This is a genomic window from Winogradskyella bathintestinalis (assembly GCF_030407435.1).
Classification (GTDB): Bacteria; Bacteroidota; Bacteroidia; order Flavobacteriales; family Flavobacteriaceae; genus Winogradskyella; species Winogradskyella bathintestinalis.
On sequence record NZ_JASDDK010000001.1, the window covers coordinates 721,525 to 742,726 of the forward strand.

Annotated in this window: 16 protein-coding genes; 8 read left to right on the forward strand and 8 right to left on the reverse strand. The window is 34.8% G+C overall.

Translation table 11 applies throughout. From position 1 onward, the window contains the following. Positions 1-8 precede the first annotated feature (8 nt). From QMA06_RS02945 to hemA, 7 genes are all read right to left on the reverse strand, one after another. Positions 9-395: a YchJ family protein gene (locus QMA06_RS02945; RefSeq protein WP_290205359.1), complete on the reverse strand. Its 387-nt coding sequence runs from the start codon at positions 393-395 to the stop codon at positions 9-11. A 59-nt stretch (positions 396-454) separates the two neighbouring features. Continuing rightward, the gene (gene hemF, locus QMA06_RS02950; protein ID WP_290205757.1) at positions 455-1,357 is read right to left on the reverse strand and encodes an oxygen-dependent coproporphyrinogen oxidase; all 903 of its coding nucleotides are present in this window, start codon (positions 1,355-1,357) and stop codon (positions 455-457) included. A gap of 272 nt (positions 1,358-1,629) precedes the next feature. After that, on the reverse strand, positions 1,630-2,166 hold the full coding sequence (locus QMA06_RS02955; protein ID WP_290205360.1) for a GNAT family N-acetyltransferase: 537 nt from the start codon (positions 2,164-2,166) through the stop codon (positions 1,630-1,632). Further along, entirely contained in the window at positions 2,163-2,942 is a 780-nt protein-coding gene (locus tag QMA06_RS02960; protein ID WP_290205361.1) for an EI24 domain-containing protein, read from the reverse strand. The genes QMA06_RS02955 and QMA06_RS02960 overlap by 4 nt, the downstream gene beginning before the upstream one ends. 144 nt (positions 2,943-3,086) lie before the next feature. Continuing rightward, positions 3,087-4,118: a uroporphyrinogen decarboxylase gene (gene hemE / locus QMA06_RS02965; RefSeq protein ID WP_290205362.1), complete on the reverse strand. Its 1,032-nt coding sequence runs from the start codon at positions 4,116-4,118 to the stop codon at positions 3,087-3,089. 176 nt (positions 4,119-4,294) lie between these two features. Then, positions 4,295-5,881, reverse strand: coding sequence for a hydroxymethylbilane synthase (gene hemC, locus QMA06_RS02970; protein WP_290205363.1), 1,587 nt, complete (start codon positions 5,879-5,881; stop codon positions 4,295-4,297). Next, a complete protein-coding gene (gene hemA, locus QMA06_RS02975) occupies positions 5,874-7,121 on the reverse strand; it encodes a glutamyl-tRNA reductase (protein WP_407704295.1) in 1,248 nt (415 codons plus the stop codon). Before hemA ends, hemC begins: the two co-directional genes overlap by 8 nt. Positions 7,122-7,329: 208 nt before the next feature. Here hemA and QMA06_RS02980 point away from each other — a divergent pair, with 208 nt between their 5' ends. Further along, positions 7,330-8,229, forward strand: coding sequence for a helix-turn-helix transcriptional regulator (locus tag QMA06_RS02980; RefSeq protein ID WP_290205364.1), 900 nt, complete (start codon positions 7,330-7,332; stop codon positions 8,227-8,229). Here the strand turns inward: QMA06_RS02980 and QMA06_RS02985 are convergent. After that, entirely contained in the window at positions 8,226-11,741 is a 3,516-nt protein-coding gene (locus QMA06_RS02985) for a TraB/GumN family protein (protein WP_290205366.1), read from the reverse strand. The genes QMA06_RS02980 and QMA06_RS02985 overlap by 4 nt on opposite strands. Positions 11,742-12,054: 313 nt before the next feature. Here QMA06_RS02985 and hemH point away from each other — a divergent pair, with 313 nt between their 5' ends. The 7 genes from hemH (at position 12,055) to QMA06_RS03020 (ending at position 21,148) form a co-directional block, all read left to right on the forward strand. After that, a complete protein-coding gene (hemH, locus tag QMA06_RS02990) occupies positions 12,055-13,116 on the forward strand; it encodes a ferrochelatase (protein WP_290205367.1) in 1,062 nt (353 codons plus the stop codon). 7 nt (positions 13,117-13,123) lie between these two features. Beyond that, the gene (locus QMA06_RS02995; protein WP_290205368.1) at positions 13,124-14,479 is read left to right on the forward strand and encodes an MATE family efflux transporter; all 1,356 of its coding nucleotides are present in this window, start codon (positions 13,124-13,126) and stop codon (positions 14,477-14,479) included. A gap of 47 nt (positions 14,480-14,526) precedes the next feature. Further along, a complete protein-coding gene (locus QMA06_RS03000; protein ID WP_290205369.1) occupies positions 14,527-17,658 on the forward strand; it encodes a VPS10 domain-containing protein in 3,132 nt (1,043 codons plus the stop codon). Then, positions 17,658-18,206 (forward strand): CopD family protein, encoded by a 549-nt coding sequence (locus tag QMA06_RS03005; protein WP_290205370.1) that lies wholly within the window; start codon positions 17,658-17,660, stop codon positions 18,204-18,206. Before QMA06_RS03000 ends, QMA06_RS03005 begins: the two co-directional genes overlap by 1 nt. A gap of 187 nt (positions 18,207-18,393) precedes the next feature. Further along, a complete protein-coding gene (locus tag QMA06_RS03010; RefSeq protein ID WP_290205371.1) occupies positions 18,394-19,824 on the forward strand; it encodes a sensor histidine kinase in 1,431 nt (476 codons plus the stop codon). A gap of 98 nt (positions 19,825-19,922) precedes the next feature. Next, positions 19,923-20,705 carry an enoyl-CoA hydratase/isomerase family protein gene (locus tag QMA06_RS03015; protein ID WP_290205372.1) on the forward strand — a complete coding sequence of 261 codons (783 nt, stop codon included), beginning with the start codon at positions 19,923-19,925 and terminating at the stop codon, positions 20,703-20,705. 35 nt (positions 20,706-20,740) lie between these two features. Further along, positions 20,741-21,148: a hypothetical protein gene (locus QMA06_RS03020; protein WP_290205373.1), complete on the forward strand. Its 408-nt coding sequence runs from the start codon at positions 20,741-20,743 to the stop codon at positions 21,146-21,148. The last annotated feature ends 54 nt before the right edge of the window (positions 21,149-21,202 follow it).

A 21,202-nucleotide genomic window follows, 5' to 3' on the forward strand; every position in this document is an offset into this window, starting at 1 on the left:
AAATGATATTATTTACTTAAGCCTATATAAAACCAGCAATTATTTTCTTTTACAAAAGCGGATTTTTCATTGATAACATCTACTTTTCCATTTTCGAAAAAATAGGCGTTGAAGGTTACCGTACCTTCATTATCTTCTTTAGAACCCTTTGAGGATTCTATTATTTCTAATCGTATCCATTGTACTGATTTTGCCCATTTTACAATAGCTTTTTTCTCTTTTATTGGTCGTGTAGATGTATGATGCGTTGCCATTAAATAATCCCCATTTGCTAAAACAAACGCACTATATCTAGAGCGCATTAATTGTTCGGCTGTAGCTGTTATTCCATGATTTATATGAAAAATCTCGCAGCATTCATTATAGGTTTTGTTATTTCCGCAATAGCAGTTCATAATTGTATTTACTCCTTTTAGATTTGGCAGATTTTTTTGAAACCTTACAGGTCTATAGCTTACACCCAATCTACAGGATTTTGTAAAACTTCAATCAATTTTTCTTCTTCACTTCCCTTTTCCGGATGATGGTCGTAAACCCATTGTACATGTGGTGGTAAGCTCATTAAAATGCTTTCAATACGTCCATTGGTTTTTAAGCCGAACAAGGTACCTTTATCGTGAACCAAATTGAATTCAACATAACGGCCTCTTCTAATTTCTTGCCAGTCGCGTTGTTGTTTTGTATATTTTATGTCTTTTCGTTTTTCAACAATAGGGACATAAGCTTCTAAAAAACTATTACCGACTTCAGTAACAAAGTCATACCAATTTTGCATGCTCATTTCTTCTGAAGCTTTACAATAATCAAAAAACAAACCACCAATTCCGCGCCCTTCATTACGGTGTGCATTGTAAAAATATTCATCGCAACGTGCCTTGTATTTTTTATAAAATTCGACATTATGAGGATCGCAAGCTGTCTTACAAGTTTGATGGAAATGTTTAGCATCTACTTCAAACAAATAGTAAGGTGTTAAATCTTGTCCACCACCAAACCATTGATCAACGATCTTTCCGTCTTGATCATACATTTCAAAATAGCGCCAATTCGCATGAACTGTCGGCACCATCGGATTAGTAGGATGAAGAACTAAACTCAATCCACAAGCAAAAAAATCTGCATCTTCAACACCAAAGTATTTTTGCATACTGTCTGGTAATTTACCATGAACTCCAGAAATGTTAACACCTCCCTTTTCAAAAACATTTCCATGTTCTATAACGCGTGTTCTGCCGCCACCACCTTCTGGTCGTTCCCAAAGGTCTTCTTGAAATTTTGCCTTACCATCAACATCTTCAAGTTTTGAGGTTATAGTGTCTTGTAGTTGGTGTATATAGTTGAAGAACTTATCTTTTATTTCTTCGTTGAATTGTTTTCCTTGTCCTGTAGTGTTTTCAGAACTTGAGAGGTCTTCAATAGAATTATTTTTAGGCATGAAATTAAATTTTTTATAAATCTTCAAATTATGAAATTACATAATCTTTTTTTGAATTTATTAAACTTTCGTCTTTGGTTAAAAAATTTTGAAATGAAGAGAACTAAACAGTTTTAAAGGTAATTTTCATTTTTCCAATTAGTATCATTCTGATAAATATCTGTCACGATTTTAAAACCGTGTAGGTTATAATGCTATTTTTTAGAATTTAATTCATAAAGTTCCATATCCAAAGGCTGTTCTCTATTTGGTGTAAATTCATTCGGCAAAGTTTTAATCCATTCAAACTGATTATTCGTGGCCACTCTAACACTTGCCATATTATCTTTATGTACAATAATTTGAAGTGTTTCTAATCCCAAATCAAAAGCATATTGCGATAAGTGTTGAATAGCTTTGGAAGCTAAGCCTTGCCCTTCAAAATTATAACCAATACAATAGGCGAATTCTCCTTGTTTAATTTCCCAATTCAGTTCCTTTAGAAAAAATAAGCCAACAAGTGCTCTGGTATCAGAATGTTTAAGGGTGAATAATAGTTCTTCATTATTCTGAAACTGTTTTGTTTTTTGTTCCACAAAATTGTTAGAAAGCGTCGGAGTGAGATTTTGTTCTAAGGTTTTAGGAAAATAATGGTTTAGTCGGTCTTCATTAGAAATTACGAAATTACAGATTTTCCAAGCATCTCCGTTGTGAATCTTATTGATTTCGAAACCATTGAACTGAGCAATCATACCTCAGTTCTTAAAACAGGATGGTCATTTCGCAAAAGATCTTTATCTTTTAAAAGCTCAACCGTTTTTAGTGATGCAGCCGTCACGCTCATAGGCAAAACTAAAATAACACCAATTACAGGTATTAGTAAAAAGAGCATAAATACAAGGCCATTTCCTATAGCGATACCTCTGTGCTGTCTTACAAAACGAATACTTTCGCGATACTTAAAATGACGCTCTAAAGTATAGTCCATATTACCAAAACCTGCATAGTAAGCTTGAACTAAAAATAATAACACCGTTGAAAATATATTGACAACGGGAATAAATTTCAATAAAAGTATGGGCATCGTAATTAGCAGTTCTTTGCCTAAATTTCTAACATTGATACGGATACCACGCCAAAGTTGTTCTTGAAAACTGGTATTTCTATGTTGATGTTTTTCTACTCCTGTTAAATACGCTTCGATTTTCTCTGAAACCGGACTCATAAATGGCGCAGATAATGCCATGATGATATGTTTATATAATATTAGGCCGATAGCAATAATAATGATGGCTCCGATGAAAGTAGTTATGGAAGTAAAGGTTTCTTTTCCCCAGTCCCATATCCAAGCTTTCGCAATAAAACGGCCCATATTATCAGATAAACCATAAGCTGAAAGTCCGATTAAAGTAGCTGTGATTACGCTAATAATTATAGGTACAGCAAAATATTTCCAAAGTTTTAATTTTGAAATTATTGCCAATGCACCAGAATATGCCTTAATACCTTGTACTACGTTTTTTATCATCATTAGTTCCTGCGAAAGCAGGAATCTCATTTTAATTAAAAAAATTCAGTTTTTCAAAGTTAAGAATTTCAATAGAAACTTTGATTTTTTTTTAAGTATGAGTAAGAACACAGTAAGAGCAACAGTTTCTTCCCTTAGGGAAAATTAGGACGGGCTTTTGTATTCTTTTACAGCATCAATAAAGGCTTTAGCATTTTCCAAAGGAATATTTGGCAAAATACCATGACCTAAATTCACAATGTATTTATCTTTTCCAAACTCATTAATCATTTGGGTGACCATCTTTTTAATTTCTGAAGGTGGAGAAAATAGACGTGTTGGGTCAAAATTACCTTGTAATGTTATGTTCCCACCCGTTAAGTAACGTGCGTTTCTAGCAGAACATGTCCAATCAATTCCTAGAGCTGAAGCTCCAGATTTTGCCATGGTATCTAAAGCAAACCAACAGCCTTTGCCAAAAGCAATGACAGGTGCATCATCTTTTAATGCATCGATGATTTGTTGAATATATTGCCAAGAAAATTCTTGATAATCCACAGGCGACAACATGCCTCCCCAAGAATCAAATACTTGGACAGCATTACAACCTGCTTTTACTTTCTCTTTTAAATAAGCAATCGTTGTATCCGTAATTTTCTGTAAAAGTTGATGCGCGGCTATCGGATTGGTAAAGCAAAATTCCTTGGCTTTATCAAAGTTTTTAGACCCTTGTCCTTGTACGCAATAGCACAAAATTGTCCATGGCGAACCGGCAAAACCAATTAATGGAATTTCATCATTTAATTTTTCTTTGGTCGCTTTTATAGCTTCGTAAACATAGTTTAATGCCTCTTTAACATCTGGAACGATAACATTATCCACATCCTTTTGAGAACGTACAGGGTTAGGCAAATAAGGGCCAAAATTAGGTTTCATCTGCACCTCAATATTCATCGCTTGCGGAATAACCAAAATATCCGAAAACAAAATAGCTGCATCCATACCGTATCGACGAATTGGTTGCACTGTTATTTCACTGGCTAATTCAGGTGTTTGGCATCGTGTAAAGAAATCGTATTTTGCTTTGATTTCCATAAACTCTGGTAAGTAGCGACCGGCTTGGCGCATCATCCATACTGGTGGTCGTTCAACAGTCTCACCTCTTAATGCTCTTAGGAATAAATCGTTTTTAATCATGCTCATTTCCCGTGAAAATCGGAATCTTTTTAATTAAACTCTTAGTTTTTATACGTTCGGTCAATGCGAATTAAGCTTTTTTTGCTTGACGTAGGAATCTGTTTATTAGAGATTATGGCTAAAGTAAATTATTTCAGACCTGTTAGGTTTTCAAAAACCTTATAGATATTTTTTAATTAAGCACTAAAATGGTCATTCACCAAATCCACAACACTCTCTACTAAAGGCACCTTTGCCACTCTAACCTCCTTAAAATATGTCTTAGCTTCCGTTGCCGTTGTTTCACCGATACAAAATGCAATACCTTTTGCCTTATTTAGTTTTAAAAAACTTTGCACTGTTGAAGGACTATAAAACATAACACCATCTAAATCGCCATCTACTTTTTCAGCATCAAACTTAGTTTCGTAGGCTTCTACTTCGTTGACTTTAATATTGTTGTCAGTTAAAATATCTGGAATAGTGTCTAATCTCAAATTACTACAGAAATAGGTTACTTCTGTGCCATCCATAAATTCAGCCATGTGTTCGGCTAAGTCCTTGGCGTAATTTTCATAATGTTTTACTTTTCCGATGCGTTTTTCAACCAAACGTTTGGTTTTTCTGCCAACGCAATAAATATTCTTAAATTGTAACTCTACAGGCGAAAAATTAGTAAGTAAAGAATCAACCGCATTTTTACTCGTAATGATGACATTTTCAATTTCATTTCGAACCACATTTTTAGTTAAGCGATTCGGATTAATTTTTACAGCATCACTACTTTCCGCAACCACGTCTTCATGAAACTTGGCCATTTGGTCGTTCGTTAACTTTTTAGTGGAATAAATATTGGTAATTTTATCGCCTTGGCTTAATTCGTCGATCAATACTTTACCCCCTTTTCCAATAACATAATCAGCACAGAATTCCGCTATATTTTCGTGTTTTCCTAAGGGAACTACTTTAGTGACTTCAATTTTTTTAGTGCCGTCTTTACTTAAAAGAACCCCTTTAAAGTTGACTTCTTCCTCTTTGTTGATATAACAAATGGCACCGATTGGTGCTGTACAACCACCTTCTAATCGATTCAAAAATTCGCGCTCAATCGAGGTGCAAATTTGAGTTACTTCATCATTAATTTCGGTAAGGATTGCTCTTGTTTCATCATCAGATTCCAAAGCAGTAATCATAATAGCACCTTGTGCTGGCGCAGGAATCATCCAATGCAGATTGATTGAATTTTCGGGTGTAATATTTAAACGTCCCAAACCTGCACCTGCAAATATCGCTGCATTCCAATCCTCATTATTTTCAAGTTTTTCTAATCTTGAATTCACGTTGCCTCGTAAACCAACTATAGTGTGTGTTGGATAGCGATTTAACCATTGTGCGCGTCGTCTTAAACTTCCTGTCGCAATTACAGCATTTCTAGCTGATAAAAATTCTTCGTTGGTTTTAAAAACTAAAGTGTCGTTAATATTACCTCGTTTTAAAACTGCCGCTTGTACAATACCTTTTGGCAAAACAGTTGGGACATCTTTTAAAGAATGCACCGCAATATCAATGCTACCATTGAGCATTGCAATATCTAAGGTTTTAGTAAAAATACCAGTTATGCCAAGTTCGTATAAGGGTTTGTCAAGGACTAAATCTCCAGTAGATTTTACAGGTACAAGAACAGTCTTATGACCTAAATGTTCAAGCTGAGATTGAACAGTTTTTGCTTGCCACATAGCGAGCTGGCTGTCGCGTGTGCCAATGCGAATAATTTTATTAGACATTATCGGTAGTTTCTAACTGAAATATTTTTTTGATAAGCTCGATGCTTTCATCGGAAGAATTACTATCTTCTCTAAGGTGATGCGCAAATTGATTTGTTATTTTCTGAATTAAATTATTAGTAATCAACTCCGCTTGGTCCTCATTAAAATCAGACATTTTTTTGCGTTGTGTATTGAATTCAGAATTTTTAAAATCAGTCAATTTATGTTTTATAGCCTGAATGGTAGGAACAAATTTTAAGGTGTTTAACCACGCATTAAATTCGGTTGCAATTTCTGATATAATCGCTTCGGCCTTTGGGATATAAGTTTTTCGTTTTTCTAAAGTATCATCAGTGATTTTTGCTAAATCATCTAAATGCACTAGCGTAATATTCTCAAGTTCTCTAATGTCGTCGTTAACATTCTTTGGAATGGATAAATCTAAAATCAACAACGGTTTTTTGGTGGAAATTAAAGATTTATAAACTGTAGGATTTTGGGCACCAGTGGCTACTATAACAATATCCGAAACATTAAGTTCTTCAGCTAGATTATCGTAATCTTTTACAACCAAATTGAATTTTCCGGCAACTTCTTCCGCTTTATCCTTAGTCCTGTTAATTAAAGTGATATGTGAATTCTTGGTGTGCTTTACTAAATTTTCGCAAGTGTTTCTACCAATTTTACCTGTACCGAAGAGTAAAATATTTTTATCACAAATCCGCTCTACGCTATTCATAATATACTGCACAGAGGCAAAGGACACCGAGGTGGCGCCAGAGGATAATTGAGTTTCGTTTTTAATACGTTTACTAGCTTGAATTACAGAGTTTACTAAACGTTCTGTAAATGAATTTAATAAACCGACTGCTTTGGACATTCGCGCACCAGCTTTTAACTGATAGATAATTTCAAAATCTCCTAAAATCTGACTGTCTAACCCAGAGCCGACTCGAAACATGTGATTGATGGCTTCCTTATTTTTATGAACATAAGCCACATCTTGAAATTCCTCAACCGTTCCTTTGGTGTTTTCGCATAATAGTTGAATTAATTGAAAAGGATGTTCTGCGAAACCATAAAGTTCGGTGCGGTTGCAGGTAGAAACCACCAAAAGACTTTCAATACCATTTTGTTTGGCTTGAGACAAAACGTTTTGTTTAGCTGTCTCGCACAAACTAAAATGACCGCGCACTTCAGCATCTGCTTTTTGATAGCTGAGTCCTATGGCATAAAAATATTTACTTCTATTTGGCATGTGTTGCATTCGCTCGTTTACCTGACTGAGATATTGCACGGCAAAAATAAATTTGTTATTCAAATAAAAACAACGCTAGAGGAACTTAAAGTATCGCTTCTGGTTTTTTATGTTTGTTTTTTATTAAAACATGATAATTATCATATTTTTGTAGAGAAAACGAGGGTTTTTTACAGCTTTGTTTAGAACCAATCTAAATAAGATAAAAATGAAATTCGAAAAAATGGTTTCAAAAAGTATCGCTGGAGGTACTTTTGATGAAATTTATATAGAAGAAGGCTTTTTTATATTGACGTGCAAAAACGATGATATAAATACCAATATTCTTGAGCGCAAGATTGATAGTAATTACATTCAATTCCATTTTTGCACTAAGGGAACCGCAGATTTTATGTTTAATCAAGGTAATTACACGCTGAATATTAATGAGGAAACGTCCTTATTGCTTTATAATCCACAGCGGGATTTACCGATTCATTTAGAGTTGAAACCGCATTCTTGGTTGGTGTCTTTGGTCATTTCCATTAAAAAGTTTCATGGCCTGTTTTCGGAAGATGCGAATTATGTGACTTTTTTAACAGACGATAACAAGGATAAAAAATACTATAAGGATGGTAAAATTTCTCCTTCCATGGCTGTAGTATTGAATCAGCTAATCAGTTTTAACCTTAACAATTCTATTAAGCCGTTATATTTTAAAGGAAAAGCTTACGAATTATTGAGCTTGTTTTTTAACCGCAGTGAAGATGCCGATATTGAACAATGTCCGTTTTTAGTGGATGAGGTGAATGTAGCGAAACTCAAAAAAGCAAAAGACATCATCATCGCCAATATGGCCGAGCCGCCAACATTGCAAGAATTAGCAGATGAAATAGATTTAAGCTTAAAGAAATTAAAAGAAGGCTTTAAACAAATTTATGGGGATTCTGTTTTTAGCTTTTTGTTCGATTATAAAATGGAAGTAGCGCGCAAACTTTTAGAATCTGGTAATTATAATGTCAATGAAGTTGGGCTAAGAGTTGGTTACAGCACAGGAAGCCATTTTATTGCAGCTTTTAAAAAGAAGTTTGGGACGACGCCAAAGAAGTATATTATGGGGTCTAGTTAATAATCATAATATCCATCATTTCCACTAGATGCTACACGCTGCCTGTCCTTATAAATCGCTAGGTTAAGAATTTCAGTATATTGTTCTTCCAATTCCTTCGTTTTATCAACGATGGTGCCGTAACTTTCGGATTTAGAATAATAATCGATTGCCAATTGGTTGTGGTCTTTTGGTTGTATAAAGGAAATGTAATGCAAGGCTTCAACCTTACCAGCATACTCATCGTCCTTGTCAATTTTGAAAAAATACATGGCTGCGGCTTTACCTTTATCGGTTACAAAATTCCGTTTAAAAAGAAACTGAATTGAATCTTTTTCTTTTTCAAAATTGGCATCAGCTAAGAGTTTTGATTTGGCGAATTGTTCCTGACTGATATTTATAGATTTCAATTTGTTTAAAAGCTTCGCTTTGTCTAACTCTTCCAAAAGCAAATATTGATTTCCTTCATCTTCTACCAACTTTTCAGATAGTTGATTTGGAATGGTTTCCTTGGCTTTAGTTAGTAATACATAGTACTTCACTAAAGCCTTAGTGTCTTCTACATTTAAAAGTTTTTCGAAAAAATCTTTTGCACTGCGCTCATTTCTATACGGAAAAATCAATCGCACATAAGTTGCTAAATTATAAGAATACGAATTGTAACCGTAATTATTAGAGTTTCCTAAATTCCGCTTCACCTCCATTTTACCATCATTAATCAGCTGGTTTTTGTATTTTTTATAGGTTTTTGGCTTTACCAGACCGCTGTCTTTTACTTTTGCTAACAAGGTGTAAAGTGGTTGTTTGTATTCTGAAATGGTACTGTATTCAAGAATTTTTGGGAACAATGAAGCCTTCAACTTTAATGAGTCTTTTTTATAATAACTATAAAACATTGAACCAACACTTCCTAATGGTAAATCGCGTTCCATAAGTTCTAAAGCAATATCATAATTTTCTTTTTTTTTAGATTGCAATAAGCCTTCTAGAATAGAGGTTTGGGTCTGTGGATCTGAATAACTATCACGATATAATTGTTTTATAAACGGCAAATGGTTCTTTAAATCGATGTCAATAAGTTGCTCTACCAGGTACGATTTTATGTTTAAACGTTCCTTATCGAATTCAAAATCCTTGAGCACAGAAACAATATCCTTACTGTTATGTTTTTTAAATTTAATGAGGTTGTAAGATTCAAAAACCAAACTGTCATTGGCTCTCAGCGCTTCAAAAAAGGGTTTAGTTTTATCGTGAAGTACATTTTTTCCTAAAAGCGTATCCTTCGGAGTGAAGGTGTTATAAAATTCGGTTACAAATTTTGAAGGCCCACTTATGGAATCGATCAAAGTTTTCAGTTCAAAAAGAACGCCTTCCTTCAAAATATTTTTTACCAACACTTGTTTCGCACTTGCCGAATCGGTGTAACTAAAACTATGGGTATAAAAAGCATCCGTTTTGGTTGATTTTCGGTTTGAAATCTTGAACTTTTTTTTACTATGATAATATTGGGTATTATAACTTACTTTTTCCTCTAAATCCTTCCAAAGGCTGTCTGCATTATGAAACATTTGCAAATCGTGAAACTTGGTTCTAGACACCGAGATTTGCTCATTAGCATCTGTAGAGTAAGTGCTTTGTTTTAAAGATTGTTCGTAATCTTTTGGTTTTTGTCCGCCGTAGTTATCGTAACTGTAAGGGTTTGGATTCGGAACTTTAGCATTGGTGCTCACCGAAAAATGTAATGACGTATCGGTTACTTTTTCAAAACCTGAATAGTCTATTTTATTGAATTTAAAAGATTTGAAAAAGGCGGTTTTATCGGCTTCATTGGAGCCAACATAACCTAAAAGGTAGTAACTTCCATCTTTTACTATGGTTTTTAAATATAAATTTTTATCTGTTTTTGAATCTAAAACAGCATATGATTCATAAGTCTTATAATCACCAGCTTTAAAACCACCTTTGGCTTCTGTAAGTTTATAATTTTTATATAGTGCGTGATGAAAATATTTAGCTTCAAAACTATCTTCTTCAATATAGGTGAAATCGTTTAAAACGGCTTCTTCAAAGAAATAATAAGCGTCATTTTTATAACCTTCCACTAATTTTTTGCCATAATTATTCATATTGCTTGCAGCGTAATATGCAGGAAAATCAACCTGAAATTTATTGTTTGGCGCTACGAATAGTTGATTGTCATTCGAGGGGGTTTTTAAAGTTATGGAATTGAATATTTTGTCTTCATGTTGCAATACAAAATCACTGCGACCTGCAAATTTGATAATAATAATTTCTAAGGGTGTCTGGTAAATATGATATTTCTGAAACTCACCTTTCTTTGTTTTATTTACAATACCGATACCACGATATGGTGTTGTTAGTTCTACTTTGGCGATGATATCCCCCGGAATATCCTCGTATAATAAATGATCAATATCTTTTAAGGTAATATTTTCTTTTTGGTTGGGTAAATAAGTGAAACGACTTATTCTATTTAAAGTTAAATACGCGCCATTGGTCATGTCTGGGTCGAGATAATATTTTTGTCCGCCAAAAGAAAATTCACGCAATTCATCATAGGTATTAATAGTTATAAATCCATCTGGTGTACTGTGCTTTTTGAGTTCAGGAGTTACAAATAAACTATCGAGTTTCGCTTTTTCTATTTTACTGTAATCTGTTTGTTTAGAGGTCAAGGCTTTTACGGTATAACCGCGTTGACGCAACATATTTATCATGCCTTGGTTGCCTGGTAAATGTGCGGCACCCACGCCGGCAAAGACTGATTTGTTAGGCATAAGCTCCTCTAAGGAAATGACCATGTTTTCATTTCGGATATAGAGCATATTTTCCCTGTAGAATTCTGTATTTACTCCTGCACCAATAGAATCTAAAAGATCAAGATTTCTGTCACGATATAAATTTTCTTGAATTAAATAAGCATTTTCCTTAGCATACAATTTTTGCACCCAAGGATCTAATTCTTTTTTGTTAGCATTGTAAGCGGCTTTCGTAGTTAAGTACCGCGATTCGGCTAAGTCTTCTAATCCGTATATTTTCTTATTATTCTTTTTACCTGCCTGAAAAATAAACATATCTAAATACGTTTCCTCTTCAAAATTATCCGAAGCACTACTTTTACGATATAAATACGAGTTTACCGCATTGTTATCCATCCGAACTGAGCCTCTAATGGCCATTTCGTCTGGATGAGAAAGTTTAAAAAGATTGGTGTAAAAATCGTTAGTATTATTGCTATAAGCAGCCATTTGATCCAGCATGGTTTCATAATTAAAACCAGGCCATGTCGTTGGGTCTGATTCTAACGCAATGCACTCACTTTGATTTAGCGATTTATAAAACACATCATCTAAACGAAAGGCGACTTTTTTGCTTACATGCATAGTGCCATAAAGGAAGGATGGTTTTTCAAGTCCGTTTCCAGTAATTTTCCATAGCAAACTTTGATATTGTTGTTGAGAAAAAGCAATTATGGTAAAAAATATTAGGAATAAGGATAGGATTTTCTTCATAATAAAAACATAATCAGGGCTTGTAAAGATATTTAATTCCATTAAACGGCCCTATAGAATTGGTTAAAGTCGATAAAAAACGATAATTATTGTGGTTGTTTTTAGATTTTTTAACGTTTATAGGCACAAATAAAACCAAAGAAAAGCAGTAACGAGTATTGCATTAAGTATTGTATTTTTGCATTTGAAAACATATACCTCTACTGAGGATTATTGAAATAAATTCAGCATGAAACTTCCTTAATTAAATTTTGATATTTAAGGAAAATGATCATATGAATATTCCATGTGACCATTAAAAACATATAAACGCATGAAAGGAATTTTATTAATCAACTTGGGCTCTCCAGATAGTCCAAAGCCAAAAGATGTTAAAAAATATCTAGGCGAATTTTTAATGGACGAGCGTGTCATTGATATTCCATTTGCGGCTAGAACCGCACTTGTTAAAGGGATTATATTAAATACGCGTCCTAAACAATCGGCAACAGCATATCAAAAAATTTGGTGGGACGAAGGTTCTCCGTTGATTGTTATCTCTGAGAGGCTTCAGAACAAAATACAGCAGGAAGTTGAATATCCTGTAGCATTAGCCATGCGTTATGGCAGTATGACCATTCAGAAAGGGCTACAAGAATTAGTGGATAAGGGTGTAAAGGAAGTCTTTCTAATGCCATTGTATCCGCAGTTCGCTATGGCAACAACCGAAACTATTTTGGTTTTAGCTGAAGAGATTAGAAACGCACACTTTCCTGATTTAAAAATTTCAGATTTACCGGCTTTTTATAACCGACCAGATTATATTGAAGTACTTTCAAATAGTATTTCAGAACATTTAAAGGGTAACGATTACGAACATTTATTATTTTCATATCATGGAGTGCCAGAACGCCATATTAGAAAAAGAGATGTTACCAAATCGCATTGTACTATAGATGGAAGTTGTTGCGCAACACCATCTCCTGCTCACGAGTTTTGTTACAGGCATCAATGTTTAGAAGTCACAAGATTAGTTGCAGAAAAACTTCAGCTTAAAGCCCATACTTATTCTACTTCTTTTCAGTCCCGATTGGGTTTCGATCCATGGTTAAAGCCTTATACAGACCGAACTATTGAGCGTTACGGTAAACAAGGAATTAAAAAAATGGCGATTGTTACACCTGCTTTTGTGAGTGATTGTTTAGAAACATTAGAAGAAATTGCGATGGAAGGTGAAGAGATTTTTCACGAAATGGGTGGTAAAGAATTTACAACTATACCATGCCTCAATGATGATGCTGAATGGGTGAGTCTTTTAGCTAAATGGATTAATGAATGGGCGACTTCTAATCAATTCCACCAAAGTAGTTTAACATCTCTGACTGAAAAACTATAAATAATTAATGGCTAAAGTATCGTCATTTGAGCTAGGAAATCAGTCTATTGGTAAATTGTTAATTAAGCAAGCTGTACCAGCATCTATAGGTATTTTAGTGATGTCACTAAATATTTTAGTCGATACTATTTTAGTGGGAAATTGGATTGGTTCAACGGCAATTGCAGCGATTAATGTGGTGCTTCCCGTATCGTTTTTTATAGCGGCACTTGGTATGGCCATTGGGATTGGTGGATCTTCCATGATCTCTAGGGCATTAGGGGCCAATAACTCTATAAAAGCTTTAAAAACATTTGGAAATCAAATTACATTAACCATTTTAGTAACCGTGGTATTTGTGTTTTTTGGTCTATGGTATATCAATGATATTGTACCCGCTTTTGGTGGTAAAGGCGCCATTTTTGAACCCGCAAAAATATACTATAGAATTGTACTGTACGGTGTGCCAATTTTGGCACTTTGTATGATGGGAAATACGGTAATTAGAGCCGAAGGTAAACCGAAATTTGCCATGTACGCCATGATGTTTCCGTCAGTTGGGAATTTGCTCTTAGATGTGCTTTTTATTAAAATTTTTGATTGGGGAATGGCTGGTGCAGCTTGGGCAACAACCATTTCTTATGTCTTGTGTTTTATATTTATTCTTTGGTTCTTTCTCTCAAAACATTCTGAATTAAAAATTAATTTTAACCATTTCGGATTAGACAAACCTATCGTAAAGGAAATCGGAGCCCTCGGCTTTGTGACTTTAGCCAGACAAGCCATTGTAAGTGTAACGTACTTATTAATGAACAATATTCTTTTTGATTTAGGTGGCGAAACTTCGGTTACGGCCTATGCTATTGTTGGCCGAATGCTAATGTTTGCACTCTTTCCAATTTATGGCATTACCCAAGGATTTTTACCTATTGCCGGATTTAATTATGGAGCAGAAAAATACGATAGGGTAAGAGCCTCAATCATAACAGCTATTAAATACGCTGCTCTATTAGCGGCTATCATATTTGTATTTCTAATGGTTTTTCCTGAATTTATAACGCGCTTATTTACACAAGATAATGACGTATTAAATGAAACACCTTCTGCGATGCGTTGGGTATTTGCAGCTGTGCCAATAATTGCGATTCAGCTGATTGGTGCGGCGTATTTCCAAGCGGTAGGTAAGGCGATTCCAGCATTATTACTCACCTTAACGCGTCAAGGGTTTTTCTTCATTCCGTTGATTTTTATTTTACCTCATTATTTTGGAGCTTTGGGTGTGTGGATGGCATTTCCGATTTCAGATGTGTTGTCTACCATCGTAACTGGCTACTTCTTATATCGCGAAGTCAAGTTAAATTTACCAGCAAAAGCTATTGAATAAATTATAATCCGTAATTTTAAGTTTCTATAAATAACGTTTTTCTTATTATGAAGTTTCCTAACATCTTGGTCATTTTACTATTAGTTTTTTGTGCGCTAAATCTTCAATCCCAAAACTTTCAAGAATCAAATTATGATGCTTTAGAGTATCGTCTTTTGGGACCATTTCGTGGTGGACGAAGTGCGGCAGTAACCGGAGTTTCCAATCAGCCTAACTTATATTATTTTGGAGCAACCGGAGGTGGTATTTGGAAAACAATCAATGGTGGGCGCCAATGGGAAAATATCTCAGATGGTTTTTTTGGAGGAAGTATAGGTGCTATTACGGTCGCTAAAAGTGACCCGAATGTAATTTATGTGGGTGGTGGAGAGAAAACGGTGAGAGGAAATGTATCCTCAGGATATGGAATTTATAAAAGTGAAGATGCAGGTAAAACTTGGACCGCATCTGGACTAAAAAAATCGAGACATATACCGCGTATTGCTGTACATCCATCCAATCACAATATTGTTTACGCAGGAGTGATGGGAAATCTCTACAAACCTACAGAAGAACGTGGAGTTTATAAAAGTGTTGATGGCGGCAAAACGTGGAAGAAAACGCTGTTTGCGAATGCGCATGCTGGAGTTGTAGATTTAATAATGGATCCTAATAATTCGAGAATTTTATATGCATCTACATGGAGAATTAATAGAACTCCATACAGTCTAAACTCAGGGGGAGAAGGCTCCGCCCTTTGGAAAAGTACTGATAGTGGTGAAACTTGGACAGAAATTTCAACTAAGAAAGGATTTCCAAAAGGAACGCTAGGTATTATTGGTGTTACTGTGTCTCCTGTAAATAGTGAACGCGTTTGGGCGATGATTGAAAATAAAGAAAACGGTGGCTTATACAAAAGTGAAGATGGTGGTGAAACTTGGAGTCAAGTAAATAGTGAACGTAAATTACGACAACGTGCTTGGTACTACACCAGACTTTATGCAGATACGGAAGATGTCAATACAGTGTACGTTTTAAATGTACGTTACCATAAAAGTACAGATGGAGGCAAATCTTTTGAAACTTACAGCGCACCACATGGAGATCATCACGATTTGTGGATTGCGCCAGAGAATCCACAACGAATGATTATTGGTGATGACGGCGGAGCACAAGTTACATACGATGGAGGTGAAACATGGAGCACTTACCATAACCAACCCACATCGCAATTTTATAGAGTAACGACTGATAATGCATTTCCTTATCGCATATACGCAGCACAGCAAGATAATTCCACGGTTAGAATTCCACACAGAACTGATGGCAGAAGTATAACAGAAGATGATTGGGAGAGTACAGCTGGAGGTGAATCTGCCCATATTGCAGTCGATCCTAAAAATAATGATATTGTTTACGGTGGCAGTTACGACGGTTTCCTAACACGTGTAAACCATAAAACAGGAACTGTTAGAGCTATAAATGTTTGGCCCGATAATCCAATGGGTCATGGAGCAGAAGGGATGAAATATCGTTTTCAGTGGAATTTTCCTATTATTTTTTCGAAACATCATTCAGATCGATTATATACCTTTTCACAGCATGTTCATGTTACTGAGAACGAAGGGCAGTCTTGGGATATTATCAGTCCGGATTTAACACGAAATGATCCTGAAAAATTAAAATCTTCAGGGGGTCCAATTACTCAAGATAATACCTCAGTTGAATATTATTGTACCATTTTTGCCGCCAATGAATCGCCATTAAAAGAAGGCTTACTTTGGGTCGGTAGTGACGATGGCTTAATCCATGTAACAAAAAATGGAGGTGAAACTTGGACCAATGTAACACCAAGCGGAATGCCAGAATGGATGATGATTAATAGCATAGAGCCAAGCGCTTTTGATGAAGGTACCTGCTATGTCGCTGGTACAAAATATAAAACAGGAGATTTTGCTCCATATTTATATAAGACTACAGATTACGGAAAGCGTTGGACAAAGATCACAAACGGCATCAATGAAGAGCATTTTACAAGAGTAATTCGCGAAGACCCAAAACGAAAAGGGTTATTATATGCAGGAACAGAAACTGGAATGTATATTTCATTTAACGATGGTAAAGATTGGAAGCCTTTTCAATTGAATTTACCGATTGTACCTATAACCGATTTAACAATTAAAGACAATAATTTAATTGTTGCAACACAAGGACGAAGCCTTTGGATGATTGATGACCTCACTTTAATTCATCAATTGTATGATGCGGATCTAAGTAAGAATTTGTTGTTCAAACCAAAAGATACTTATAGAATGCGTGGAGGAAGTCGATCTGGAAGTAAAACCGCTGGAACAAATCATCCTAATGGTGTTATCACTTATTTTAACTTGAAGAATTTTAACGAAGCCGATAAAATATCCTTAACCTATTTTGATACCAAAGGCGATACCATCAAAACCTATTCAAATAAAGATAAAACGAACAAACTGAAAGTAGAAAAAGGTGCCAATCAATTTGTATGGGATATGACCTATGATGGGGCAGAACGTTTAGATGGTATGATTTTGTGGTGGGCTAGTCTAGAAGGTCCGCGCGCAATTCCTGGAAATTACAAGGTAAGTCTAAATATTGTGCCTACTAAAGATTCTACCGTAGTGGAAAATGAGCGAAATAAAAATGCCATTGAGATGTCTAAAACCTTCAAAATTTTGGCAGATCCAAGAGCTGAGAGCTCTTTAGCAGATATGGAAAAACAATTTACCTTTATAAAAGATGTGAATAAAACGATGGATAATGCGCACAAATCCATTAAACAAATTCGAAATGTAAATAAACAATTGAACAGTTTCCAAAAGCAGTATAAAAATAACGATAATGTAAAAGCGTTAGTTGAAAAAGCTAAGGTTTTAGAAGAGCAATTAATTAATATTGAAAAAGAATTATATCAAACTCAGAATAAAAGTGGGCAAGACCCTTTAAATTTTCCGATAAAATTAACGAACAAATTAGGACATTTAAATGCATTGGTAAGTATGGGGGACTTTCCACCTACAGCACAAGATATTGCGGTAAAGAATGAATTAACCGCACAGATTGATAAACAATTATCAGTATTTAATACTATTTTGAAGGATGAGGTAAAAGCGTTTAATGAGGCGTTTAATAGCAAAAAGTTGAATTATTTATTCGTTGAGGACTAATGGAATATTATAACTACATCAAATCCCTTCATCTCATTTTTGTGATCACATGGTTTGCTGGTTTGTTTTACATTCCTCGATTATTTGTGTATCAAATTGAAGCATTTCACAAGTCTTCTCCCAAAAAGGAAATTTTAGGGAAGCAACTAAAGTTAATGTCTAAACGCTTGTGGTTTATCATCACATGGCCCTCTGCAATATTGGCTACGATTTTTGCAATTTGGCTTTTAGTTTTAATGCCAAGTTGGCTAAATCAAGGTTGGATGCATGTAAAATTAGGGTTTGTACTACTGTTGTTTATCTACCATTATAAAACACATATTTATTACAAACAACTTCAAAACGATGAGGTAAAGGTTACTTCTAATTTTATGCGTATCTGGAATGAAGGGGCCACATTTATTCTATTTGCAGTTGTATTTTTAGTGATTCTTAAAAGTTCTATCAATTGGATTTTTGGTGTTCTCGGCATCATTGTTTTGGGCATATTACTAATGCTAGGTTTCAAATTGTATAAAAATATCCGTTCTAAAAATTCAGAAGCCTAATAGTTGAAATTTCATAAAATACAAGCTCAAAATATTGTTATTTGATTATGGAATTTACACGTCGCGCTTTTGGATTGATTATTGCTATATTTAATCCTTAGAAATTTACAATTAAAAGATACCCATTTTTATGGGCATTTTTATGAATAGAAAACGTTTGTCTTTAAGAGCTCGAATCATTATAAACATGATACTTTTGGTATTGGTGGCTTCAGTGTTAATTGCTGCGGTAACCATCTATCAGTATCGTGAAGAAGCAAAAGATTATCACAAAGAGCGTTTAGAACGAAAAGAGATAGCCATAAAAGAGCACATTGATTTTATACTCAACGGCAGGGAAAACACCTATGAAGTTACTACGGAAAACATTCCTTTAATTTTTAAGGATAAAATATTTGAAATTGATGCCATTCACAACCTTCAGATAAATCTCTACGATTTAGAAGGTCAGTTACTAAAAAGTTCAAAACGAACCATTCAAAAAGATCCTTTAGATAGTTGTTTAGATGCCGAAATTCTAAATACATTGTCTAATACTTTAGAACATCGTTACGTCGTAAAAAATAAGGAAGCGGGTGAAACGTTTCAATCCTCTTACACCTATATTACCGATGACAAATTCAAAAATTTAGCGATACTTAATTTACCCTACTTAGAAAACGATGATTTTCTTAATAAAGAATTAAAAGAGTTCTTAACGCGATTGGCTTATGCTTATTTAGTATTGATATTGGTGGCCATCATATTTGCCTATCTTATTTCAAAATTTATTACCAAATCGCTACGTACTATAAGTGACAAAATGAATGAAACGCGGTTGGAAAAACGGAATAAAAAAATTCAGATTGAATCGTCGAGTGAAGAAATAGAAACCTTAGTGAACTCTTATAATAGTATGATTGATGAACTTGAGGCGAGTGCTGTAGTCTTAGCAACCAATGAACGTGAGCAAGCATGGCGAGAGATGGCAAAACAAGTCGCCCACGAAATTAAAAATCCACTAACACCAATGCGATTGACCGTTCAGAGTTTTCAGCGTAAGTTTAATCCTAACGATGAAAATATCAATCAAAAAGTGAATGAATACAGCAATACCTTGATTCAGCAAATTGATACCATGAGTTCTATTGCTTCGGCGTTTTCTAATTTTGCTAAAATGCCAGCACAGAAAAATGAAAACCTCAATGTAGTCCATATCGTAAAATTAGCTCTCGATATTTTTAATGAAGATTATATTGTATTTCATTCTGAAGCTGAAGAAATCATAGCTAAATTCGACAGAACGCAATTAATTAGAGTGGTTACCAATTTAGTAAAAAACGGCATTCAGGCAATTCCTGAAGATGTAAATCATCCAAAAATTGAAGTGTGTGTATTTAGCGAGGCAGAAAATGTGATAATAACAATCGAAGACAATGGTTCAGGAATAGCAGAAGATACAAAAGAAAAAATATTCGAACCAAAATTTACCACTAAATCAAGTGGCATGGGCTTAGGTTTGGGAATGGTAAAAAACATTGTGGAAACCTATAATGGAAGTATTACCTTTACATCGCAACTTGGAAAAGGGACAATTTTCACGGTCTCGATTCCAGCGAACGCAGAAATCTCTTTATAATGAAGCAAATGCTTAAGGGATTGCCAGCAAGGTGGCAAAGAAATTTAGAAAACAAAATAACGAGATTCCCACTTACGTGAGAATGAAATAAACTTTCAATGAACTACGAAAACATACTATCCAAAACTACAAACGGCATTACAACAATTACCATCAACAGACCAAAAAAGTTAAATGCCTTAAACAAAGCCACAATCCAAGAACTGCATGATGCTTTTGAGGCAGCAGACAATGATGAGCACACCAAAGTCATCATCATCACAGGAAGCGGTGAAAAAGCCTTTGTAGCAGGAGCTGATATTAGCGAGTTCGCCGATTTTAGTGTTGAAGAAGGCGGCAAATTAGCAGCCCAAGGCCAACAATTATTATTCAATTTTGTAGAAAACCTTAGCACACCGGTTATTGCGGCTGTCAATGGTTTCGCCCTTGGTGGCGGATTAGAATTGGCCATGGCTTGTCACTTTAGGGTTGCAAGTAACAATGCTAAAATGGGTTTGCCAGAAACTTCATTAGGCGTGATTCCAGGCTACGGAGGCACACAACGCTTACCACAATTAGTTGGTAAAGGCAGAGCTATGGAAATGGTTATGACCGCCGGTATGATTGATGCTGACCAAGCACTGACTTATGGTTTGGTAAATCATGTTGTAGAACAAGATGAATTAATACCATTAGCCGAAAAAATTGCGAGCAAAATTATGCGAAATTCATCGGTTGCGATTGCGGAAGCCATTAAAGCTATTAACGCCAATTACGAAGATGGAGTAAATGGTTATGATGTAGAAATTGAAGGTTTCGGAAACTGTTTTGGGACCGAAGATTTTGTGGAAGGTACAACAGCATTTTTAGAGAAGCGTAAAGCTGAATTTCCAGGGAAATAGTTTTATCTTGAATAGAGGATTTTACATATTATTTCTTGATTTTGATTTACTCATGTAATGGAGTCCATTCAGAAAATAGTACTCTGAAAAAAGTTGTTAAGCCTGCTGATTATTTGAAAAATGAGCGCCAAGACAATTTAGAGATGATCGACTTAGATGATATTGAGAATTTTTCATCCTTAATAGATAGAATGGGTACTGTCACTTGTAAGGAAAAAGCATCTGCTTTGAATTTCAATTACAATGATGTTGAGTATAATTTAATGGGATATGTTGGATGTCTAACCACAATTTATGGTGCTTCATGCTATTTTAGAGTCAACCGTATATATGTTCACAACGATTCACTATATATGAAAATAGGACCCGATCAAACTAAAGTTCTCATTCAAAATTCAGGAGAATATACAGATAGTCTTATTTCAAAACCTTACAATTATTGAAATAATGAAGATAAACTCAAAAAGACAATTTTAAGGTTGAATATTGACAATAAG